General features: G+C 39.3%; 15 protein-coding genes. 10 read left to right on the top strand and 5 right to left on the bottom strand.

What is annotated here, in order from left to right:
- Window positions 1-134: 134 nt before the first annotated feature.
- The 6 genes from EV200_RS02385 (at window position 135) to EV200_RS02360 (ending at window position 8,199) form a co-directional block, all read left to right on the top strand.
- Window positions 135-2,042, top strand: a complete 1,908-nt coding sequence (locus EV200_RS02385) for an ABC-F family ATP-binding cassette domain-containing protein (RefSeq protein ID WP_132529509.1) — start codon at window positions 135-137, stop codon at window positions 2,040-2,042.
- A 470-nt stretch (window positions 2,043-2,512) separates the two neighbouring features.
- Window positions 2,513-3,790: a type IX secretion system plug protein gene (locus tag EV200_RS02380; protein ID WP_132529204.1), complete on the top strand. Its 1,278-nt coding sequence runs from the start codon at window positions 2,513-2,515 to the stop codon at window positions 3,788-3,790.
- Window positions 3,791-3,933: 143 nt separating this feature from the next.
- Entirely contained in the window at window positions 3,934-4,896 is a 963-nt protein-coding gene (locus EV200_RS02375) for a formylglycine-generating enzyme family protein (protein ID WP_188754084.1), read from the top strand.
- A gap of 27 nt (window positions 4,897-4,923) precedes the next feature.
- A complete protein-coding gene (locus EV200_RS02370; protein ID WP_132529203.1) occupies window positions 4,924-6,243 on the top strand; it encodes a Gfo/Idh/MocA family oxidoreductase in 1,320 nt (439 codons plus the stop codon).
- A gap of 6 nt (window positions 6,244-6,249) precedes the next feature.
- Window positions 6,250-7,242, top strand: a complete 993-nt coding sequence (locus EV200_RS02365; RefSeq protein WP_165877841.1) for an FAD:protein FMN transferase — start codon at window positions 6,250-6,252, stop codon at window positions 7,240-7,242.
- A gap of 30 nt (window positions 7,243-7,272) precedes the next feature.
- The gene (locus EV200_RS02360; protein WP_132529201.1) at window positions 7,273-8,199 is read left to right on the top strand and encodes a hydroxypyruvate isomerase family protein; all 927 of its coding nucleotides are present in this window, start codon (window positions 7,273-7,275) and stop codon (window positions 8,197-8,199) included.
- 1,011 nt (window positions 8,200-9,210) lie between these two features.
- On the opposite strand, the gene amyA is transcribed toward EV200_RS02360, so the two are convergent.
- Window positions 9,211-10,710 (bottom strand): alpha-amylase, encoded by a 1,500-nt coding sequence (gene amyA / locus EV200_RS02355; RefSeq protein ID WP_132529200.1) that lies wholly within the window; start codon window positions 10,708-10,710, stop codon window positions 9,211-9,213.
- 472 nt (window positions 10,711-11,182) lie between these two features.
- Between amyA and EV200_RS02350 the strand changes: the two genes are divergently transcribed.
- On the top strand, window positions 11,183-11,704 hold the full coding sequence (locus EV200_RS02350) for an acyl-CoA thioesterase (protein WP_132529199.1): 522 nt from the start codon (window positions 11,183-11,185) through the stop codon (window positions 11,702-11,704).
- A 71-nt stretch (window positions 11,705-11,775) separates the two neighbouring features.
- Window positions 11,776-12,966, top strand: a complete 1,191-nt coding sequence (locus EV200_RS02345) for a cation:proton antiporter (protein WP_132529198.1) — start codon at window positions 11,776-11,778, stop codon at window positions 12,964-12,966.
- A gap of 5 nt (window positions 12,967-12,971) precedes the next feature.
- On the opposite strand, the gene EV200_RS02340 is transcribed toward EV200_RS02345, so the two are convergent.
- Window positions 12,972-13,376: an EVE domain-containing protein gene (locus tag EV200_RS02340; RefSeq protein WP_132529197.1), complete on the bottom strand. Its 405-nt coding sequence runs from the start codon at window positions 13,374-13,376 to the stop codon at window positions 12,972-12,974.
- A 337-nt stretch (window positions 13,377-13,713) separates the two neighbouring features.
- Here EV200_RS02340 and EV200_RS02335 point away from each other — a divergent pair, with 337 nt between their 5' ends.
- Window positions 13,714-14,721 carry a hypothetical protein gene (locus EV200_RS02335; protein ID WP_132529196.1) on the top strand — a complete coding sequence of 336 codons (1,008 nt, stop codon included), beginning with the start codon at window positions 13,714-13,716 and terminating at the stop codon, window positions 14,719-14,721.
- A gap of 435 nt (window positions 14,722-15,156) precedes the next feature.
- On the opposite strand, the gene EV200_RS22065 is transcribed toward EV200_RS02335, so the two are convergent.
- Entirely contained in the window at window positions 15,157-15,285 is a 129-nt protein-coding gene (locus EV200_RS22065; protein ID WP_262707921.1) for a hypothetical protein, read from the bottom strand.
- 224 nt (window positions 15,286-15,509) lie between these two features.
- Here EV200_RS22065 and EV200_RS02330 point away from each other — a divergent pair, with 224 nt between their 5' ends.
- On the top strand, window positions 15,510-16,022 hold the full coding sequence (locus tag EV200_RS02330; protein WP_132529195.1) for a hypothetical protein: 513 nt from the start codon (window positions 15,510-15,512) through the stop codon (window positions 16,020-16,022).
- Window positions 16,023-16,908: 886 nt separating this feature from the next.
- Here the strand turns inward: EV200_RS02330 and EV200_RS02325 are convergent.
- Together EV200_RS02325 and EV200_RS02320 are read right to left on the bottom strand one after the other, a co-directional pair.
- Window positions 16,909-18,765, bottom strand: coding sequence for a glycosyltransferase family 2 protein (locus tag EV200_RS02325; protein WP_132529194.1), 1,857 nt, complete (start codon window positions 18,763-18,765; stop codon window positions 16,909-16,911).
- A gap of 996 nt (window positions 18,766-19,761) precedes the next feature.
- Window positions 19,762-21,351, bottom strand: a complete 1,590-nt coding sequence (locus EV200_RS02320) for a hypothetical protein (RefSeq protein ID WP_132529193.1) — start codon at window positions 21,349-21,351, stop codon at window positions 19,762-19,764.
- Between the last annotated feature and the right edge of the window lie 4 nt (window positions 21,352-21,355).

The raw sequence follows: 21,355 nt of genomic DNA, 5'->3' as shown, positions 1-21,355 counted from the left end.
GAAAACTTTAAATAGCACATTTCATCCTAATTATTTGCGTTTGCAAGTCATCTGCAAATAATTGAAAATGATGTTTTTTCTATTTCATTTTGAAACTGAAAAAAGCCTTTAAAATTCGTACTTTTGCAGCCGAAATGATTTCAATAAATAATTTAACATTCCTGATTGGCTCAAGAGCCTTATATGATGAAGCCAACTGGCACATTAAACCAGGGGACAGGGCTGGCTTAATTGGCGCTAACGGAACGGGAAAATCGACACTTTTAAAAATAATTGTTGGTGAATATGCACCAAGTTCAGGTACAGTTTCCATGTCTAAAGACCTGAAAATCGGTTACCTTAACCAGGATTTACTCTCTTACGACTCACACCACAGCATTTTGCATGTAGCCATGGAAGCTTTTGAGCGCCAGAACAAATTGCATGATGAAATTGAAGAGCTGCTAAAAAAAATAGAAACGGATTATAGCGAGGAAGTTTTATATAAACTAAGTGATAAACAGCAGGAATTTGAGGCGCTTGACGGTTACAACATCGAATATAGGGCCAATGAAATTTTAGCTGGTTTAGGTTTTAGCACAGCAGATCAGCTACGTCCGCTAAATACCTTTTCAGGAGGATGGCGGATGCGGGTAATGCTTGCAAAAATCCTTTTACAAAATCCAGATATTTTATTGCTGGATGAGCCGACCAACCACATGGATTTACCTTCCATTAAATGGTTAGAAACTTATTTAATGGGCTTTGAAGGTGCTATTGTAATCGTATCACATGATAGGTATTTTTTAGATAAAATTGTAAACCGCACCGTAGAATCTCGCAAAGGAAAGTTAAATGTCTATGCTGGAAATTATAGTTTCTATGTAGAAGAAAAAGCTTTACGCGGTGAAATTCAGAAAGGTGAATTTAAAAATCAACAGGCTAAAATTAAACAGGAAGAGCGTTTAATTGAACGTTTTAAAGCCAAAGCATCGAAAGCTAAAATGGCGCAATCGCGCATGAAAGCGCTTGATAAAATGGAGCGTGTGGATGATGTGGATGATGATAACCCTACGGTAAACTTTAGCTTTAAATTTACCAAGCCATCTGGCCGTCACGTGGTTCGTATTGAACATGCTACCAAACATTATCCAAATGTTCATATTCTGGAAGATGCTGAAGCTGTGATTGAAAAAGGCGACAAAATTGCCTTAATTGGTGCTAACGGAAAGGGTAAATCTACCTTATTGAGGATGATTGCAGGTACTGAGAAGTTTGAAGGTTTCTGCGAAACCGGACATAATGTAACCACCACCTTCTTTGCACAGCACCAACTGGAATCATTGCACCTTGAAAATTCAATTTTAGGAGAATTACAGGCATTTGCACCTAAACATAGTGATACAGAATTACGTGGTATTTTAGGTTGTTTCTTATTTACTGGTGATGATGTTTTCAAAAAAATCAAAGTATTATCCGGTGGCGAAAAATCACGTGTGGCATTGGCCAAATCCTTAACCACGGATTCGAACTTTTTAATTCTGGATGAGCCAACCAATCACCTGGATATTCAATCGGTAAATATCCTGATTCAGGCCCTTGATCAATTTGAGGGTACTTTCATTGCAGTGTCTCACGATAGGTATTTCCTGGATAACGTAGCAAATAAGATCTGGTTTATTGAAGGCGAAAAAATCAAGCAATACCCAGGAACTTACGAGGAATATGAAGAATGGAACAGCAAACGCGAAATTCCAATTTCAAAACCTATTCCGGTAAAAATGCCTGAAAAGGAAAAAGAGGCCCCAAAGCCTGTTACGCCTAATACCGCCAATCAGTTAAAAAAACTGAATGATGAGTTAAAGAAGATCGAAACTTCAATCTCTGAGTTAGAAACTGCTGTAAAAAACATTGAGGCAGAACTGGCAGATGAAAATGTTTATGGCAAAGCAGATAAACTGGCTGAAGCGAATAAGCGTTACCTAGCTGCCAAAAAAGATCTGGATCAGCATCAGGCTAAATGGGAAACCTTAGCTGCTGAAATTATGGAGTTAGAAGGATAACGAAATCAAGATATTTGCAAAAGCCACAGGATTATTTCTGTGGCTTTTGCATTATCATCCTTGCGGAGGAGGAACAAAGCGTTTTTAACTCTCTATCTGCCTATCTCTCCCTGTTATCGTCATTGCCTTTGAGGAACGACAGCCTGCCCCAACCTTTCGGGGAAGCAATCTCTTTTATAGACTCCTCGATGAAGATTGCTTCAGCAGATGAAGAATCTGCTTCGCAAAGACGGTTTTTCTTGGGGATGCACTAACCAAACCGTCATGCTGACCTGTAGCGCAGCGGAAAGCTACGCAGTAAATTCAGTTCAGCACCTATTTAGATTAGATCCTGAATCAAGTTCAGGAGGACGAGTCTTTAAAAGTTTCAAAGAGGCATACCAAACCACTAACCACATAACCCACTAACCCCTTTAACAAAATATCCATCAACCCACGCTATCTTTAACGAATACTTTTTACATTTACCTATGCAAAAACTAATCGTCATACTTTTATTTTTTATTTCCTCCCTAGCCTTTGCCCAAACCAATCAAACCTTCAGCAACGAGAATAAAACTTATCTGCCCAACATCAAAACTGTGCTTTGCTACAACAGTTCAAAAGAACAAAGCATTCCGGTTATCATGCTAAATTCGGCAGAAAAAATTATACTGTCATTTGATGATTTACTTGGCGGTACGAAGAACTACTGGTATACGATTGAGCATTGCACTTCAGATTGGCAAACATCCAGAATTTCAACAACAGACTATTTAGATGGCTTCAATGATGACCGGATTATTGATTACCGCTATTCATCAAACACGACCAGAAAATACACCCATTACCAGATCAGCTTACCCAACATGCAAATCCAGCCTAAAATTGGCGGCAATTATATTCTAAAAGTATACTTGGATAGCGATAAAAATAAGCCTGTAATTTCACAGCGTTTTTATATCCTGGATAGTCAGGTTGCAGTAGCGGCAGAGATTACCAACCCTTTGCAGGTTAGCGATCGCAATGCCAGGCAGAAAATCAATTTTAATATCAATTATAGTATGTCTATAGCAAATCCTTATCAGGAAATTAAAGCTATTGTGATGCAAAATTTTGATCCGAATACCGCCATCGTCAATACTCGTCCGGCATTCATCAAACCCAATCAACTGGTTTATAATGATATCAATACCAATGATTTTTTCGGAAATAACGAATTCAGGAAGTTTGATACCAGAAGTTTGCGTTATAAGGCCGGTAATGTAAAAGATATTTATCGAGATAATCAGTCGGTTAATGTAATGCTGTTTCAAGATGCACCCAGAAATACGGGAGCCTTCGGCAATCAATTCGATGAAAATGGAAACTTTTTTATCCGGAACACCGATGGCAGAGATGACCAGACAGAAGCTGAATATACCGATATTCTCTTTACACTAAATGCTACGGCACCCACTGCAAATGGCGAAGCTTATGTGGTTGGACGTTTCAACAACTATACACTGAATAAAGAAAATCAGCTGATTTATGATGCCGGTAGAAAACAATTTTATGCCAACATTTTACTTAAACAAGGCTTATATGATTATGAATATGCGTGGGTAAATCGCGATACTAAAACAGTAGAAACACAACCATTTGAAGGGGCTTTTTTCCAGACAGAAAACAGCTACCAGATTTTTGTCTACTACCATCGCCCTGGTGCCCGCTGGGAAACCCTGGTTGGATATACCAATATGACCAATAAAATCTCAGAGGGCAGATAAAACCTTTTAGCTAAATAATAAATGTCATTTATACTTTTATTGTTACATAAATTTTCTTCATTTTAAAATTGGATAATTACTTTAGTAATCAGATTATTGAGTAACTAAAAATGCCTGTTAACAGGTAAGTCTAACCAATTGGTATGTTGAAAAAAATTCTTGCATTTGCATTAATCATTACTGTTTACGGGCAAATTTTTGCTCAAGATTCAAAACCCTACACACAATCTATCAATGGAACTAAACTAAGTTTCGATATGCTGTCTATTCCGGCAGGTACCTTTAAAATGGGAAACAAAAATGGCAAACCAGATGAACAACCCGTTCACGAAGTTAAGCTGGATGCTTTTTGGATGGGCAAATATGAAGTAACCTGGGATATCTTTGAACCTTTCCTCTATCGTGATTACGAAAAGCAAGCCAGCATCAGTCCGATTCCTGCGGAGGTAGATGCAGTAACCCGACCTACTAAACCCTATTTAGACATGACTTTCGGCATGGGTAAAGAACATCAGCCTGCAGTTGCCATGACCCAATACAATGCCATTCAATTTTGTAAATGGTTATATGTGCGTACAGGTGTCTTCTATCGATTACCAACTGAAGCCGAATGGGAATATGCCTGCAAAGCCGGAACAACTACCGAATATTCGTTCGGCAACGATATAAACAACCTTAAAGATTATGCCTGGTACAAGGATAACAGTGAAAATAAAACACATCCCATAGGGCAAAAGAAACCTAACCCGTGGGGATTATTTGACATGCACGGCAATGTAAGCGAATGGACTTATGATCAGTATTTCGCAGATTTTTATTCAAGGGATAAAGCAAAAGTTGTCGTTAATCCGGTAGCCATTCCCAATCAACTCTATCCAAATGCCGTTCGTGGCGGCTCTTATGATGAAACACCAGATCATTTAACCTCTACCGTAAGGTTGGCTTCCGATCCTTCGTGGAAACAACTCGATCCTCAAATCCCTAAAAGTAATTGGTGGTTTCCAGAAGCGCCCTTTGTTGGTATGCGTTTAGTACGTCCGGCTAAAACGCCCACAAAAGCAGAAATTGATGCCTATTACGACAAGCAACCCATTAAAGATCTTTAACTAACCTCACTGAACCAATATAAACTAATGAAAAAAGAACCAAACACACACGAAAGACGTGATTTTTTAAAAGCCTCTGCCCTATTGGCCGGCGGTGCCATTTTAAGCAGCATCCCGCTCGCTGGTGCTTATGCATCTGGCAGTGATACCATAAAAATTGCACTGATTGGCTGTGGCGACCGTGGAACCGGAGCAGCATTTCAGGCCTTGAGCACTAAATTTAATTTAAAATTAGTAGCCATGGCTGATGCCTTTCAGGACCGTCTGGATAGCAGCTATCAATCATTAAGCACCAAGTTTGCCGCCAAAATGGATGTTCCAAAAGAACGGCAGTTTGTAGGTTTCGATGCTTATCAAAAAGCCATCCCCCTGGCAGATGTTGTTTTGCTGGTAACGCCTCCAGGTTTCAGACCCATCCACTTTGAAGAAGCAATTAAACAAGGTAAACATGTGTTTATGGAAAAACCTGTAGCGGTAGATGCACCAGGCATTAGAAAGGTGTTGGCTGCTGCAGAAGAAGCCAAGAAGAAAAAGCTTAACGTAGTGGTGGGTTTACAAAGAAGATACCAAAGCAATTATCGTGAAGCCATGAAGCGGATTCAGGATGGTGCCATTGGAGATATTGTTTCTGGCCAGGTATATTGGAACAGTGGTGGCGTTTGGGTTCGTCCGCGAACAGCTAACCAAACAGAAATGGAGTATCAAATGCGTAACTGGTATTATTTTAACTGGTTATGTGGCGATCACATTGTAGAACAGCACGTTCACAATATTGACATTGCCAACTGGATTACCGGGCAACATCCAATTTCAGTAGAAGGTACGGGAAGCAGAGCCTGGCGTACCGGAAAAGATTATGGCGAAATTTATGATAACCACGCCAATGAATTTACTTACGCCAATGGTGCTAAAATTTACAGCCAGTGCAGGCATTTTGAAGGCACCAGAAATCGGGTTGATGAAAGCTTTCAAGGCACAAAAGGTAAAGTTTACTTGTCGGCAGGCAACCAGGCCATTATCTGGGATGCCAACGGAAAAGAAATTTACAACCACAATACCAAGGGAAATGCCAATCCCTATCAAACTGAACATGATGAACTTTTTGATGCGATATCAAAAGGAGAATATAAATTTACCAATGCCGATTATGGTGCAACCACCACATTTTCTGGGATCATGGGGAGATATGCAACCTATTCCGGACAAACCATTAAATGGGATGAAGCACTGGCAGCAAACAACAGTTTAATGCCCGAGCGTTTCGCCTGGGATGCCAATCCGAAATTGATGCCAGATGAAAATGGTTTGTACCCTATCCCTACACCCGGAAAAACTAAAGTATTATAAACGGTGATGTATAAACTGCTGTTCCTTTGCCTGCCTCTTATTTTTGCTTTATTTCCTGCGGATGAAATGAAGTCGTACAAAATTAAAGGCTTTGCACAAGGAACAGATTACACCATCATGTATTATGCAAAAGATAGCGTTGCGACAAAAAGCGATATTGACAGTTTATTAAAACTGATTGATCAGTCGATGTCTTTATATCAAAAAGGCTCACTGATCAATCAGTTTAATGCCGCAGAGAAACAAATTCAAACAGACCGCTTTTTAAACGCGGTGCTAAAAAGAAGTTTTGAAATCAACTCGGATACAAAAGGTATATTCGACATTACCGTTGCGCCACTGGTTCAGGCCTGGGGTTTCGGGCCAAAGCCAGTAAGTGCCGAGCCAGATGAAAAGGAAATAAAATTGATCCTTAATCGCATCGGCATGCAAAACCTTAAACTGGAAAAAGGCTTACTCATTAAAACAAAACCCGGTATTCAGATTGATTTAAATGGCATTGCCCAAGGATATAGCGTTGATTTAATTGCAGATTACCTGAATCAAAAAGGCATTAAAAGTTATCTGGCAGAATTGGGTGGAGAGATTAGGGTTGCTGGCCCGAAGCCAGATGGAACACCGATGAAAATTGGTATTGAAGGGCCCGATCAAAATGATGAACCTGACATCAGGCATATTGCTGTTTTAAATCAGGGTGCCATCACCACTTCGGGCAATTATAGAAGATTTCACCAAAGCGGGAAGAAAAAAATCTCACACCTGATTAACGCACAAACCGGCTATCCTTTAGAAAATGAAATGATCAGTGTAACCGTTTATGCCGCAGATGCCATTACCGCTGATGGATATGATAATGCTTTAATGGGCATGCACCTTCATGAGGCTTTAAAATTTGTGGAAGAACGCCCAAATCTGGAAGCTTACTTTGTGTATCATAAACCGGATGGCACCATCGCCGATACCTTAAGCACAGGATTTAAGAAAATTTTGAAAAATTAAAACTGGCTTTTACATTTTAAAAACCAATAAATGAAAAGAAGTGAATTTATAAAAAGCAGCTTGCTTACGGCAGGTGCACTTACTGCGGGCACAGGCATAACCAATACTTTTGCCGCCGAAAAGCAAAACCCTTTTGCAGCAGATAAAACTTTTAACCTGGATTACGCCCCTCACCAGGGCATGTTTGAAAATCATGCAGGCAAAAATTTTCTCGATCAGATTCAGTTTATGTACGATAAGGGTTTCCGTTCCATTGAAGATAACGGTTTTCTAAATCGATCTGTTGAAGAGCAAAACAAAATTGGAAATCTACTTACAAAATTGGGCATGAGAATGGGCGTTTTCGTGGTAGATGGCGGCGACAACTGGAAAACCTCATTAGCTACCGGAAAAAAAGAATTTAAGGATAAATTTATCGAAACCTGTAAAAAATCTGTTGAGGCAGCTAAGCGCTGCAACGCGAAATGGCTTACCGTGGTTCCGGGATTTTATGAGCGCAATTTACCCTACGGCAATCAGTTTGCTAATATTATTGATGCCATGCGAGCAGGTGCAGAAATTTTCGAACCACATGGATTAATTATGGTGCTCGAAACTTTGAGCGATACACCTGAGTTATTCCTGCAGAAAACCAATGAAACCTATGCGGTTTGCAAGGCGGTGCAAAGTCCTTCGTGCAAAATTTTATATGACATTTACCACATGCAACGTACCGAAGGTGATTTAATTAAAACCATCGATCGTTGCTGGGATGAAATTGCTTATATCCAAATTGGAGATAATCCCGGCAGGAAAGAACCCACCACCGGAGAAATCAATTACAAAAACCTGTTTAAACACTTGCACGCTAAAGGCTACAAAGGTGTAATGGGCATGGAACACGGCAATTCAAAAAGTGGAAAAGAAGGAGAATTGGCGGTTATTGCAGCGTATCGTAAAGAAGATGATTTTTTATAGGGTTTGGGGCACCAATCGAAAAGTCGTCATTGCGAAGCAGATCCTTCATCTGCTGAAGCAATCTCCATCGAAGAATCTTCAAAATAGATTGCTTCATCGTGCCTCTTCGCAATGACGAGTTTGCTAGGAGAATCGTTCGTTTTGAAAAGTCGGCCTACTAAAATTGATTCAGGATCTTATCAAGATAGGTGCTGAAATAAATTTACTGCGTAGCTTTCCGCTGCGCTACAGGTCAGCATGACGAATTGGTTAGAGCGTCCGTACGAAAAGCCGTCTTTGCGAAGCAGATCCTTCATCTGCTGAAGCAATCTATATCGAAGAATCTTCAAAATAGATAGCTTCGTACCTCGCAGCAAGGACGAGTTTGCTAGGAGAATCTTTCCTTTCGAAGAATCGTCCTCCTGAACTTGATTAAGGATCTTATCAAGATAGGTACTGAAATAAATTTACTGCGTAGCTTTCCGCTGCGCTACAGGTCAGCATGACGATTCGTTTAGTCCATCCCCACGAAAAAACCGTCATTGCTTCAGCAGATCCTTCATCTGCTGAAGCAATCTCAATCGAAGAATCTTTAAATAGATTGCTTCATCGTGCCTCTTCGCAATGACGGTTTTGCTAGGAGAATCGTTCCTTTCGAAGAATCGTCCTCCTGAACTTGATTCAGGATCTTATCTAAATAGGTGCTGAAATAAATTTACTGCGTAGCTTTCCGCTGCGCTACAGGTCAGCATGAAGAATTGGTTAGAGCGTCCGTACGAAAAAACCTTTACAACAATGACGAGTTTCTCTATTGTCTTTCGCCCTTTCCCTTCAAGGAGAAAGGTGCCGATAGGCGGATAGGGGGTTACGGCCTTTACCTGACTAAAAAATATACAACCACCCCCAGCCCCTCCTTAAAAAAAGGAGGGGAGTTGATTTTACGATGTGATTCAATTTCGTGAAATCTATTGTCTCTCGCCCTTTCCCTTCAAGGGGAAAGGTGCCGATAGGCGGATAGGGGGTTAATCCGTACTAAAACCCTTCTGCCTCTTTCAATATCCAAACCGATACACTTCCGGCATTACAATGAAATTCTGCACAACCTTTATCATCTATCACAACTTCCTGTGGCCTATGACCTAAAGCATCAATAAATGTTTTGCCAGTGAAATTCTTGCCTATTTGCATGGTTTTATATCCTTCCTCACTATTACTCAACACCACTGCCAGGCCACTATTATTATGATCATCATCTCCGCTCCTTGTCCAGCCGATGCAGTTTCCATGATCAAAGTAATCATGCTGTTCACCATATGCAAAAGCAGCCCTAATTTTACTCATTATTTCCACTTCAGGAAGGATGGCGAGTTCGACATGAACCACATCACCTTCTTTATCCTTATCATCGTAGATGCCACCATATAAATCAGGAAAAAACAAACACGGAATACCCTGAGTCCGCAGCAAAATAATGGCATAAGCTATGGGCCTAAACCAGAAATCTACATAACTTTCTAATGCCTGGAGGGGCTGTGAATCATGATTATCAACAAAAGTAACTGCAGAATCAGGTGCCATCTCCACCAAAGTATTGTTTAAGATGGTGCGCATATCAAAAGTATTCCCTTCCTTACTCGCAATGAAAAAATTATGATGCAGCAACGAATCAAAAATTTGTGTCCGCCCCTCCATCAGTTTAATATATTCCAGTTGCGATTCGTAGTTGTCTACATTCCAGTCTTCGGCTACGATAAAAAATTGCTTATCATATTTAGTGTCCAGGTGCTCAAGCCATTCCTTTATAAACTCCGGGTTAATATGTTTAACAGCATCCAATCTAAAACCATCAATATGGGTATTATCCACCACCCACTCACCCCAATACTTCAATTCTTCAACTACTGCACGGTTACGGAAATCGATATCGCTAAACATCAGGTAATCATAATTTCCAAGCTCTGTAGAAGGAACCTCCTCAAAGCCTTCGCCAACAAAATTCTGAATAGAATAAATGGCCGTCTCTTTCCGGTCTTCTGCCCAATCTACCCCACTAAAACACTGATGGTCCCAGGTAAATGTAGAGTACTTGCCCTTTCTGTTCGGAAAAGTAAATTTAGTCCAGGCTTCAATTTCAAAAACATCACTGGTAAATTCATTTCTATTTTCGGGGTTTACTGTCCTAACCTTTACTTTTTCAACCTCATCGGCCCCCGCTTTATGGTTAAAAACAATATCCGCCATTGCAATGATGCCTTGCTGTTGCAAAGCTTGTATCGCTTCTAAATATTCTTGTTTTGATCCATACTTGGTATTGATACTCCCTTTTTGGTCAAATTCGCCTAAATCAAACAGATCATAAATATCATAACCTACCGAGATGGCACCTGTACTGGCCTTATACGCCGGAGGCAGCCAGACACCCGTTACACCTATTTCTTTCAGGTAAGCTGCTTCCTTTACAACTTTAACCCATAAATTTTGAGTGTCATTGTAATACCAATGGAAATACTGGATAAGCGTTTGATTTTGCATGTACGAATGTTTTTCAGGGTAAATATACGTTTGTTTGGTAATAGATCGGTTAGATGGGTTATTGTGGGTTAGATAGTTTAGGGGTTTAGGCGGTAAGTTGAAGAGTCGATGAGGTGATAAGTTATTAAGTTGATCAGGTGGTGAGTTGATCAGTTGGCGAACTGGTAGCTTAGCAAGAAAAGTTTCCTAGTTATTGTGGGTTAGATAGTTTAGGGGTTAGACGGTAAGTTGAGAAGTCGGTGAGGTGGTGAGTAGATCAGGTGGCGAACTGGTCGCTTAGCAGGAAAAGTTTCCTAACCAGCAAAACGTTTTCCTAACCTATACTAAACCATCTAACCAATCTAACCACCTCACCATCTAACCAACACTACCCCTCCAACCAATCTAAACACCTAACCCAACTAACCACCTCACCATCTCCCCACCTAACCTCTACCCACCTTTCCGTCTTTTTAATTACTTTTGCTGAATTATGAGTTTGAAAAATAAATTTGCCAGAGAGAGCTTTACCATTATGAATGAACTGGTATTGCCGAATGATACCAATACGCTGAACAACCTAATGGGTGGCCGACTGTTACATTGGATGGATATTGCGGCAGCTATTTCGGCTCAGAAACATTGCAACCGGATTGTGGTTACCGCTTCTGTAGATAATGTATCTTTTAAACACCCAATTAAACTGGGCGATGTGATTACCATTGAGGCCAAGGTAACCCGGGCATTTAATACCTCTGTAGAAGTACGTTTAGATGTTTGGGCAGAAAACATTCCGAGTGGTGCCCGACAAAAAAGCAACGAGGCTTATTACACTTTTGTAGCACTTGATCAAAGCGCCAGAACCATCCCCGTACCCGAACTCATTCCTGAAACGCCTGAAGAGCTGGAACTTTTTAATGGTGCCTTACGCCGCAGACAATTGCGACTGGTTTTAGGCGGAAAAATGAAACCGGATGATGCCAGCGAACTCAAAGCACTCTTCTTTAAAGCCTAAATTTTACATCAAACTTCTTTCAGGTTAAACTGTTTGTCTTATTTTAGCAGCTTACCATTCGCTCAAAATATATGACTACATATACCATACTTATTATTTTAAGCGGATTAGTGATCTTTTCCTATCTGTTTGATTTGGTGGCCAGTAAAACCAAAGTACCATCGGTTTTATTACTGTTGTTACTGGGCATTGGCCTGCGCTTTTTGGTCGAATACCTTAAAATACAGACTTTTAATTTCCTCTCCATTTTACCCACACTCGGAACCGTAGGTTTAATCCTGATTGTTTTTGAAGGATCACTGGAACTGAAATACGATCGCGAAAAAAATAAAATTATAAAAAGTGCTTTCTTCTCTGCATTAACCATTCTACTGGGAACAGCAACCATCATCACGCTGATTATTTACCAGATTACCCATAAAGATTTATATACCTGTATTGCCAATGCCATTCCGTTTAGTGTAATCAGTTCGGCCATTGCCATCCCCTCTGCAGCGGCACTAGGGAAACAAGACCGGGAGTTTGTAATTTATGAATCTTCCTTTTCAGATATCCTTGGCATTATCATTTTCAATTTCGCCATTACCAACCACTCCATCACCACATCTGCCTTTATTGGCTTAGGGTTAAGCACTTTTTTAATCGTTTTATTATCGGCGATTGCTTGCGTGGTGCTGCTTTATATAATGGGGAAACTGGTGCACCACATAAAGTTCTTCCTCATTATATCTATCCTAATCCTGGTTTATGCCATTGGCCAATCGTACCATTTATCTTCGCTGGTGTTGATTTTGAGCACCGGATTATTTTTGAACAATGCAGATACCATCCAGAATGCATGGTTCAGAGGAGTATTTCTTTATAAAAACCTCTCTGCAGATTTATCACAACTTTATCAGCTCTCTGCCGAAAGTGCCTTTATTTTAAGAACCTTTTTCTTTGTGATATTTGGCTTCACCATGAACATTAGCGAGCTTAACGACAAGCCCGTACTGGCCAATGGTTTTTTTATTTTGGTAACCATTTTCGCCGTACGGTTTTTCTTTTTAAAGGTGTTCAAAAAAGGCGCACTTACCCCTATCGCTTATATTGCGCCTCGTGGCTTAATTAGTATTTTACTTTATTTTAATCTGCCTAATTCGCTGAAAATTGCTGAGGTTGGACCTTCTTTTCTATTCCTCGTGGTGTTGGGTACCAGCATTGTGATGACTTTAGGTATTACGTTGAGCAAAACCAAAACAGAAGAAATCCCTACGGCTTAAGCAAATTAACTTCCCATTTCCAATATTTTATCAAATTCTGTTGCTTTTAAAGGCATCACCGATAAACGGCCCTGGCGAACCAAAGAGATATCAGATAGACTGGGTTCAGCCTTGATTTGCTCCAGTGTAACCGGATTTTTTAATGATTCTACAGGTACTAAATCTACCACCACCCAATTTTTATCATCGGTAGTTGGGTCTTGATAAGATTCTTTCACCACCTTTGCTACGCCCACTACATTTTTGCCTTCATTGCTGTGGTAATAAAGTACCAAATCGCCTTCTTTCATTTCCCTAAGGTTATTTCTAGCCTGATAATTCCGAACGCCATCCCAAAAGGTGCGGCCATCTTCATTAAATTTTTCCCAGCTGTATTTAAAAGGTTCTGATTTTACTAACCAATGGTTCATATTATATTTGATTTTAAAGGGGCTTTGAACTAAGCTCCAAAACTAATAAAATGGAATGGATTAGGAAATAAGGAGGTAGATAAGATGTAAATTAGATGGATGTACTTACTTATGTGTAATTACGGTTTACCGTAATTTGTTTTTAGATTATTAATATACATTCGTAAATATATTGAAGTGTTCGATAGCATACTTGTGCAGTATGCAGATAAAACATAAAATATGTTAGTCTCAAATGCAAACGAGGTACGTATTCGCTTGCGAATGGGATTAAGTAATTTGAGAACACGATTTTCAATCAATTACCCCTAATCAATATAAAATAATTAGCATACTCATGATAACTTTCATACATATAATAATCTCTATAATATTATTTTTTTTAATAAATATTATTGGACATTTTGCCCCTATAGATACTAAATATTATCAGATAACCAGTTTTTTAGAAACTGATGAAGCGCCTGCTTTTAACTTTGCATTTAGGATATTAACTCCTGTAGTCTTTATCATCCTATTAAGTTCAGTGCTATATCATTTTGAACAAGACCATTATGTGAGAAATATTTATTGGGTGAGCATTTATTATGTATCATTCCGCGCAATCTTCAATATTATAACAAATAGAACATATTTAATTAATTGGAAAAAACAGATATTTTATGCTTTATGCGTTGTTGGTACAACCTATTTTGTATATGAACGACTAATCTTCAAGAAAGAAAACTTGTTACCTGATTTCTCTAATATAGCCAATGAGCTTTGGATTATTATTTTAATATTTATTTATAATTTAATTAATAACATTAAAATTAGTGAAAGTGGTGCAGAAAATCGGAAACTTAAATATATTAAAAATGCCCTTAACAATATAAAGCATAGATATTCTAATATTATAAACTCTAAGGTTAGTGACATAAGACTTCGTCAAATAATTTATGCAATAATAATTCATGAAAGCTTCAATAGGCCAAAGATATTTAGAATATTAGAGTACATAAAAAGTAAATTTTCGAGCAAGGAGGTTTCATTAGGAATTATGCAAGTTAAATCGGAACATGCAATTACAGATTCAGAAAGCATTGAAAAAGGAATTGATATTATAATCAAACATTTTGAAACTTTAAAAGTCGATTTCAAAATTGAATATGAAAATGAAAAGGCAAATGAGTATTCACTTGAATATCTAGAACAAGATTATCAAGCCAAATTGATAAGAAAATATAATCATTGTGATGACTACACTTATGAAATTAAAGATCTAGCAGATTATATAAACGAGAAATTCTATCTAGCTAACAAAGACACTCGAAATTTATTTTTAAATTATATATCTAATAATTAAAGGTAAATGGTTCCTGAAAAGCTTAAAGAGGTTAAAAAAAAATTAGAAAACGGTGAAAGAGTTGAGCCAATCAGTGTTCGAGATTTCCTGTATTGGTTTTGGTCCCCTTGCTGGCGCACGCGTGCCGCGTGTGGATTTGATACTGATGCATCCTAATCTTTATTTCACAAGCGACACGCATGGGCCAGCGCAGTGAACTGCAAATACAGAACTATCAGCTACATGATCTGAACTATTGACTGCAAGCATAATGTTGTTAACTGCGCTGATAGAACTATGAGCTAAAAGCATAAACCTACCAACTGCAAGTATAATGTTGTTAACTGCAAGTTCAGAACTGCGAACTCCAAGCATAAAACTGCGAACTGCAAGCATAAAACTGCGAACGGCAAGTATAGAACTATGAACTGCAAGTACAGAACTACCAACTGAAAGTTAAGAACTGCCAACTGCAAGTACAGAACTGCGAACTGCAAGTACAGAACTGCGAACTGCAAGTACAGAACTATCAACTGCAAGTTCTGAACTACTAACTGCAACGATGGAACCACTAATTGCCTTCATTTATACCCATTCTTTAAAAAAATTTCGTGAATTATTTTATTGTATTTACCTTAGTCGTGCAGATTAATAAATAACATATTTTTTCACCTAACTAAGAGAGATCAATTTTCACAATTAAATTTTAAAAATATTCCTGGACGAGCGTTTTAGAAACGCATTTTCTAATTTCTCTGAAAAGAGTTATTTGTTAGTCTGCAGCGTCCAGGGACTTTTATTGTAATGTTATGCAGACTAACAATTGTAAAAACCCAAACACACAGCTCCCAAATCAGGTAGCAGCTGTAACAGAATTCCGGAAACTTATTGGAGGCTATTTTGAAATGAATAGTTTATCGGATGTAAATCAAATACTTACTGAAATGCTCAGCGCAACTACCGGGCCCGATCCTCGTTCAGGTAAACACAAACCCATTACTATTGCCAACGCACTTTATGATGTAAACAATATCATCAGCCTGTTTACCAAAACCAAACCTTTGGCCAATGAAGACACCTTTCAGCAATATGCCCAAAGCCAGACTTATCAATTGCAAGCCGTTGGCCATTTTGATGTAGAACACCTATCCGAACTGTTATATTTTGGCTTAAATGCCTACATCTTTCAAGAAGAAGGTTATGAAGGTGCAACCCTAAACTTTTCTGCCGAAATTACCACTGCATATAAAATGATTTATGATTGGTTTACAGATTGCGATGCTTGGTATACGGCTTTTAAACAAAGAATTCAAATCAATTAATTTGAGTAGCTGTATCACCAACTGATAGGTTATGGCAATCGATACACCCCTCCTTTTTTTAAGGAGGGGTGCCCATCGGGCGGGGTAGTTTAAGCCCCTATCCGCCTATCGGCACCTTTCCCCTGAAAGGGAAAGGCTTTGGAAAAATATTTATCGAAGCTACAAGCGAGCGGTTTAATCGCTTCGAAAAGCTCGTCATTCCGACCGCAGTGGAGGAATCTTTGAACTTCGTAAAGTAAATTTTATCAATCCTGATTTCAAAGATCTCTCCGTTTCGCTGCTGCCTGAAAAAGGCAGGCGCTTCAGTCGAGAAGACGACCTCGGAGTAAATTAACCCCTATCCGCCTATCGGCACCTTTCCCCTGAAAGGAAAAGGCTTTGAAATAAATATTTATCGAAGCTACAGGCAAGGTGGTTTAATCGCTTCTAAAATCTCGTCATTCCGACCGCAGTGGAGGAATCTTTGAAATCGTAAATTAAATTTATCAATCCTGACTTCAAAGATCTCTCCGTTTCGCTGCTGCCTGAAAAAGGCAGGCGCTCCAGTCGAGAAGACGACCTTTGAGTAAATTAGCCCCTATCCGCCTATCGGCACCTTTCCCCTGAAAGGGAAAGGCTTTGGAAAAAATATTTATCGAAGCTACAAGCGAGTGGTTTAATCGCTTCGAAAATCTCGTCATTCCGACCGCAGCGGAGGAATCTTTGAAATTCGTAAATTAAATTTATCAATCCTGATTTCAAAGATCTCTCCGTTTCGCTGCTGCCTGAAAAAGGCAGGCGTTCCAGTCGAGAGGACGATTTTTGATTAAATTTCACTATCGGTTGGTGTCTCACCAACCAAAACAATACTCCTTGTTTCTATCCCAACCGATAAATGAATATCATGCTAATGCACGATTTTCTTTGACTTAATCACCTCCCTAAAAAAAGATAAAACATCATCAATATGATGGTTAAAACTCAGGATTTCTCTTTTACCCCATATTTCCTGCCTCATGCGATTCATCTGTTCCTTATTACTGAGTTGCACAGCCAGATCGTCATAAGAATGATAAAAAATCCCGAATCCATTTTTACTGGTGAAAGATTGAGAGGCGCAGATATGCCCTGTATTATCCCGCTGAATCATCGGGAGGCCGGCGGCGCCAAGTGTAGACATCCTCGCCGCATAGTTGAGATCAAGCCAACTCGCCTTCATCAGCTCACCAAAATTCTCCGCATCATAAATATGTAGCCAGCCTGCATCATATTTAGAAAGTTCTGCTACCCAATGCTGTGGTGAACATGCCGGATGCAAATGAAGATAGCCCGGAGCCAATAAATTGGCCTCATCAATCCATGATTTATAAACACTATGGTAAAAATCTCCATAAAGATGTAAATGGATCTTCCTTTTAGATAATTCCTGAACATCAATCGGCGAAAGCCCCATCGGCCGTCCCGGAACTACGGTATGAATCTCCCCGTCCTCCTGCGAAATCAATCGACCAGGCTTGCCCTCAAATCTTTTTATATGTGGTAAATCTCCATCGAGGATCATACTTAAAGGCACATCAAAATGAAAAAACTGTTCATACCAGCATTTAATTTCCTCATTCAGATAAATTGTTCCGTCAGCATATTGAAAAAGATCAATCATTTTATCCCATAAGTCTTTTTGCCTGCAAAAGAATGGTCCTTCTTTAAAATGCCACACAAAGGGAATTCCCAAATCTGCACGGAGCACATCATGAATAAATGGTATAGCCCTAAAATTTAAGAGCGCATAAATGATATCTGGTTTGAGCTTTTGAACTGCTTGTTGCCAATTCTCTTTAGGGATGTCGATGATATTGCCAAAAGGAAGCGGACCAACCGAGTTATAAAAAGAGGGCTCATCCATCCATAAGCCATATAACTGATGGCCCTTTTCTTCGAAAGCCAAAACCCGCTCAGCATTATAGGCCAGCTCACCTACCAAAAGGATTTTTAAGGATGGCTCATTCGAAATCACAGGAAGATGATCAAAGCCCAAATATTCTACGTTTTCATCTATCAATCCTCCAAAGGCCGATTTGAACTTCAGTTTTTGATTGATCTGGTAAAACTGCTTATACAGGTTGATCCCGCCACCCCAGCGCTCGCTAATAATTTTGTGTCGCTGGCTTGGGTGGGAAGTCCATTCGGCTGTAATTTTCATGGTAAATTTTGGTTCGGCTCCATCCAGTAATTGATTCCAGAACAGAACATTCAGACTATCTGTAACCAATTCATTTCTTTCCAGCCATCTTTGAGTTGTTGTTTTGTGCATTACCTGCACCAACTGGTACCCAATATCTATAAAAAGCCCGAAACATTTTTGTCCGCCACTACCCGTATGATCATCCTGATAATTATGTTTTGCACCCGAACAGAAAAAAGCCGCATCGGGGTTAGACTGTGCCAAACTCCAAAGCGACTGGAGGTGATCTTCAAAGTATAAATCATCAGAGGGTAGGTAGCTAATATAATCATACTTGGCATGCTCCAGTCCCCGGTTAATAGCAGCACCAAGACCTTCATTTGATTTATTAGACAGGCATTTTATTCGATCATCGCTGACGTAGCAATTGATCACATCTATTGTTGCATCAGTACTGCCATCAACGATGATAATCAGTTCCCATTCGCGAAAGGTTTGAAGCTGCAAACTGGTAATTGCCCGGGAGATAAATGCGCCATGCTGATAAGTGGGCATGATTACACTAATGCCTTTATTTTTCATTTATTTGAGAGAAATGGTGATGGAATGCAACATCTGCACCCGATTACCGATACGTTAAAAAAAATTTAGATAGTTAAAAGAGATACTACTGTCACCCGTATCATACAATAATAAATATAATCTTTTACATTATGGAAAGGCTTTTTCCCACTGATTTTAATACCCAGTTCTGCGGAAATCTTCTAGATCTGCGGGGAAATTATTTTTTAGGATATCAATAAAGTGCTGAACTGAATCCGATAACTATCGGATCAGCATGACGATTCGGTTAGAGAATCCTCGAAAAATCCGTCATTGCGAAGCAAATTCTTCATTTGCTGAAGCAATCTCTATTGAAGAATCGTCCTCCTGAGCTTGATTCAGGATCTTACCATAGAAAGTTGCTGAACTAAATCCGATAACTATCGGATCAGCATGATGATTCGGTTAGTGCATCCCTTCAAAAAATCCGTCATTGCGAAGCAGATCTTTCATCTGCTGAAGCAATCTCCATCGAAAAATCCACAAAATAGATTGCTTCCCCGAAAGGTCGGGGCAAGCTGTCGTGCCTCCTCGCAAAGACGATTCTGCTAGGAAAACCCACGAAGAATCGTCCTCCTGAACTTGATTCAGGATCTTATCACAGAAAGGTGCTGAACTAAATCCGATAACTATCGGATCAGCATGACGATTTGGTTGGAGAATCCTTTCAAAAAATCCGTCATTGCGAAGCAGATCTTTCATCTGCTGAAGCAATCTCTATCGAAGAATCGTCCTCCTGAACTTGATTCAGGATCTTATCATAAAAGGTGTTCAACTAAATTCAGCATGATGCAAAAGTTGGTCCCGCAGATTTAAATGATTACCGCAGATTTTTAATACCCAGTTCTTCGGAAATCTTCTATATCTGCGGGAAAAATTATTTTAAAATATAGATATGCTACTAACTGTAGTAGAAGGAAGCCATCATGCGAGCGTTAGTTTAGACTGAAGTCTAGGCTTTAAGTTCACGCTTTATTACTCTATTTTTTCCCTAAGTGATTTCACCAGGTGAAGATGCCATACCGGCGGGAACATAATGGCTTTCTTTTGATGCCACAGACGCAGTAATGGATCAATAATGACTTCTTTCTGAAGTGCAGACACATCCTGTGTTGCTGCCATTTCCTCAATCTGATTCATTATTTTTTCGGCTTGCTGCACATCATTATTTTCTGTAGCCCATTTGGCAAAAGCGATTAAGGTGGTGATTTTGCTATCGAACAATACGTATTTTGGAATAATTCCGGTGCCATCCTCTCCTTCATCCAGCAAGTACAAAATTCTCTGAAGATCTTTTGCCAGAAATTTTTGAGGGAACTCTACCAATACAAAACCGAAATAATCAGATTGTTTTAGTCCTTCAATCAGATTCTCTAAATGGCTTTTAAGTACTTTTTCTGATGCTTTCAAATCAAACTTCCAGCTTCCCCAACTGCCCAAATGTTTGTTCTTACTGGTAAAATCGCCCGAAAGCCAGCCAGATAAATCATAATGAAAATGCCAGTCTTTTGGTAAAAGCGAAGGTTGCTTTTCCTGCCATTTCAAAATTAAACTGTGCTGTACTGCGAGGTTACAGAACAAGGTACTTTCATCTGCATCCAATTTAAACAGCATAAACAGGCGGTGGCCCGGCCCCTCATATTGATCATCATCAATGTCCTGATACCAAAGCCATGTTTTTTCAGGTTCCATGCCAACGTAGTGCCAACCTAAGGGTGTCAGATAGTTATTAATAAAAGGTTGTATTATGCTTATTTTCTCAGGCCCGGTTTCCAATGCCAGCTGATCTTTTTGGTATGCACTGCGTAACTGATCAATGCTTTTTGAAAATTCGAGCAGATAACGGATTTTATAAGTTTCCTCCAAACCTGTTGCGCTAGACAGATTATCTTTTAAATGGGGTAACAACAAATAATCATCCCTTTCGCTACTCGTTTTTTGTTCCATAAGCTGGTTGCGCAAGGCAATATCACGAATTTCAGAAAAATGATCATTCTGCAAAAAACCATCAAATGTGCCTGGCACACCTTCATCTTCTTCAAAATCACCTCCTAAAATGGCATTTGCAAGTAAATTATACCAGTGCTTTAATAAATTGTTATCATGTTGCCTTTCTGCTTCCAGCATAATCACTTTAACCAGTTGTGGCGTTGAAAGCTTTTGAGGGCTTTTATGATCGGCTTTTGGCAAAATATCAAGTTCACATAAACGCTTCCAAAACCAATCTCCAGCATCACAATACAGGTACATCTCGCCATTTTTGCTTTGCGCATAACCCATTTCCTTTTGATCCTGATCATACACCCAATCACCATACTCATCTGTAGGAAGCTGTTCATCGGTAATGCCCAATTGCGGGTATTTTGCTATGGGGATTTGATAGACAAACCGATTTTTAAGCAAAATATCCATCACTCTGAAATGAGTATAGCTGGTATCAAAAAATGCTTCAAAACAATATAGATTAAATAAGAGGTCTCTTTTCGTAATCAACTCATCATTCGAAGACCGATCTATCAAATAGGTGGTTTCTTCAACGAGGTCTTCAATTTCGTGCATTGACATGGCT

It is taken from the genome of Pedobacter psychrotolerans (assembly GCF_004340665.1).
Taxonomy (GTDB): Bacteria; Bacteroidota; Bacteroidia; order Sphingobacteriales; family Sphingobacteriaceae; genus Pedobacter; species Pedobacter psychrotolerans.
The sequence above is the reverse complement of the archived record's forward strand: the minus strand, read 5'-3'. Positions and strand labels throughout refer to the sequence as shown.

Bases quoted from the DNA above. Each gene is read 5' to 3' on its own strand.
- EV200_RS02385 (WP_132529509.1), top strand. From the start codon at position 135: ATGATTTCAATAAATAATTTAACATTCCTGATTGGCTCAAGAGCCTTA.
- EV200_RS02380 (WP_132529204.1), top strand. From the start codon at position 2,513: ATGCAAAAACTAATCGTCATACTTTTATTTTTTATTTCCTCCCTAGCC.
- EV200_RS02375 (WP_188754084.1), top strand. From the start codon at position 3,934: ATGTTGAAAAAAATTCTTGCATTTGCATTAATCATTACTGTTTACGGG.
- EV200_RS02370 (WP_132529203.1), top strand. From the start codon at position 4,924: ATGAAAAAAGAACCAAACACACACGAAAGACGTGATTTTTTAAAAGCC.
- EV200_RS02365 (WP_165877841.1), top strand. From the start codon at position 6,250: ATGTATAAACTGCTGTTCCTTTGCCTGCCTCTTATTTTTGCTTTATTT.
- EV200_RS02360 (WP_132529201.1), top strand. From the start codon at position 7,273: ATGAAAAGAAGTGAATTTATAAAAAGCAGCTTGCTTACGGCAGGTGCA.
- amyA (WP_132529200.1), bottom strand. From the start codon at position 10,710: ATGCAAAATCAAACGCTTATCCAGTATTTCCATTGGTATTACAATGAC.
- EV200_RS02350 (WP_132529199.1), top strand. From the start codon at position 11,183: ATGAGTTTGAAAAATAAATTTGCCAGAGAGAGCTTTACCATTATGAAT.
- EV200_RS02345 (WP_132529198.1), top strand. From the start codon at position 11,776: ATGACTACATATACCATACTTATTATTTTAAGCGGATTAGTGATCTTT.
- EV200_RS02340 (WP_132529197.1), bottom strand. From the start codon at position 13,376: ATGAACCATTGGTTAGTAAAATCAGAACCTTTTAAATACAGCTGGGAA.
- EV200_RS02335 (WP_132529196.1), top strand. From the start codon at position 13,714: ATGATAACTTTCATACATATAATAATCTCTATAATATTATTTTTTTTA.
- EV200_RS22065 (WP_262707921.1), bottom strand. From the start codon at position 15,285: ATGAAGGCAATTAGTGGTTCCATCGTTGCAGTTAGTAGTTCAGAACTT.
- EV200_RS02330 (WP_132529195.1), top strand. From the start codon at position 15,510: ATGCAGACTAACAATTGTAAAAACCCAAACACACAGCTCCCAAATCAG.
- EV200_RS02325 (WP_132529194.1), bottom strand. From the start codon at position 18,765: ATGAAAAATAAAGGCATTAGTGTAATCATGCCCACTTATCAGCATGGC.
- EV200_RS02320 (WP_132529193.1), bottom strand. From the start codon at position 21,351: ATGTCAATGCACGAAATTGAAGACCTCGTTGAAGAAACCACCTATTTG.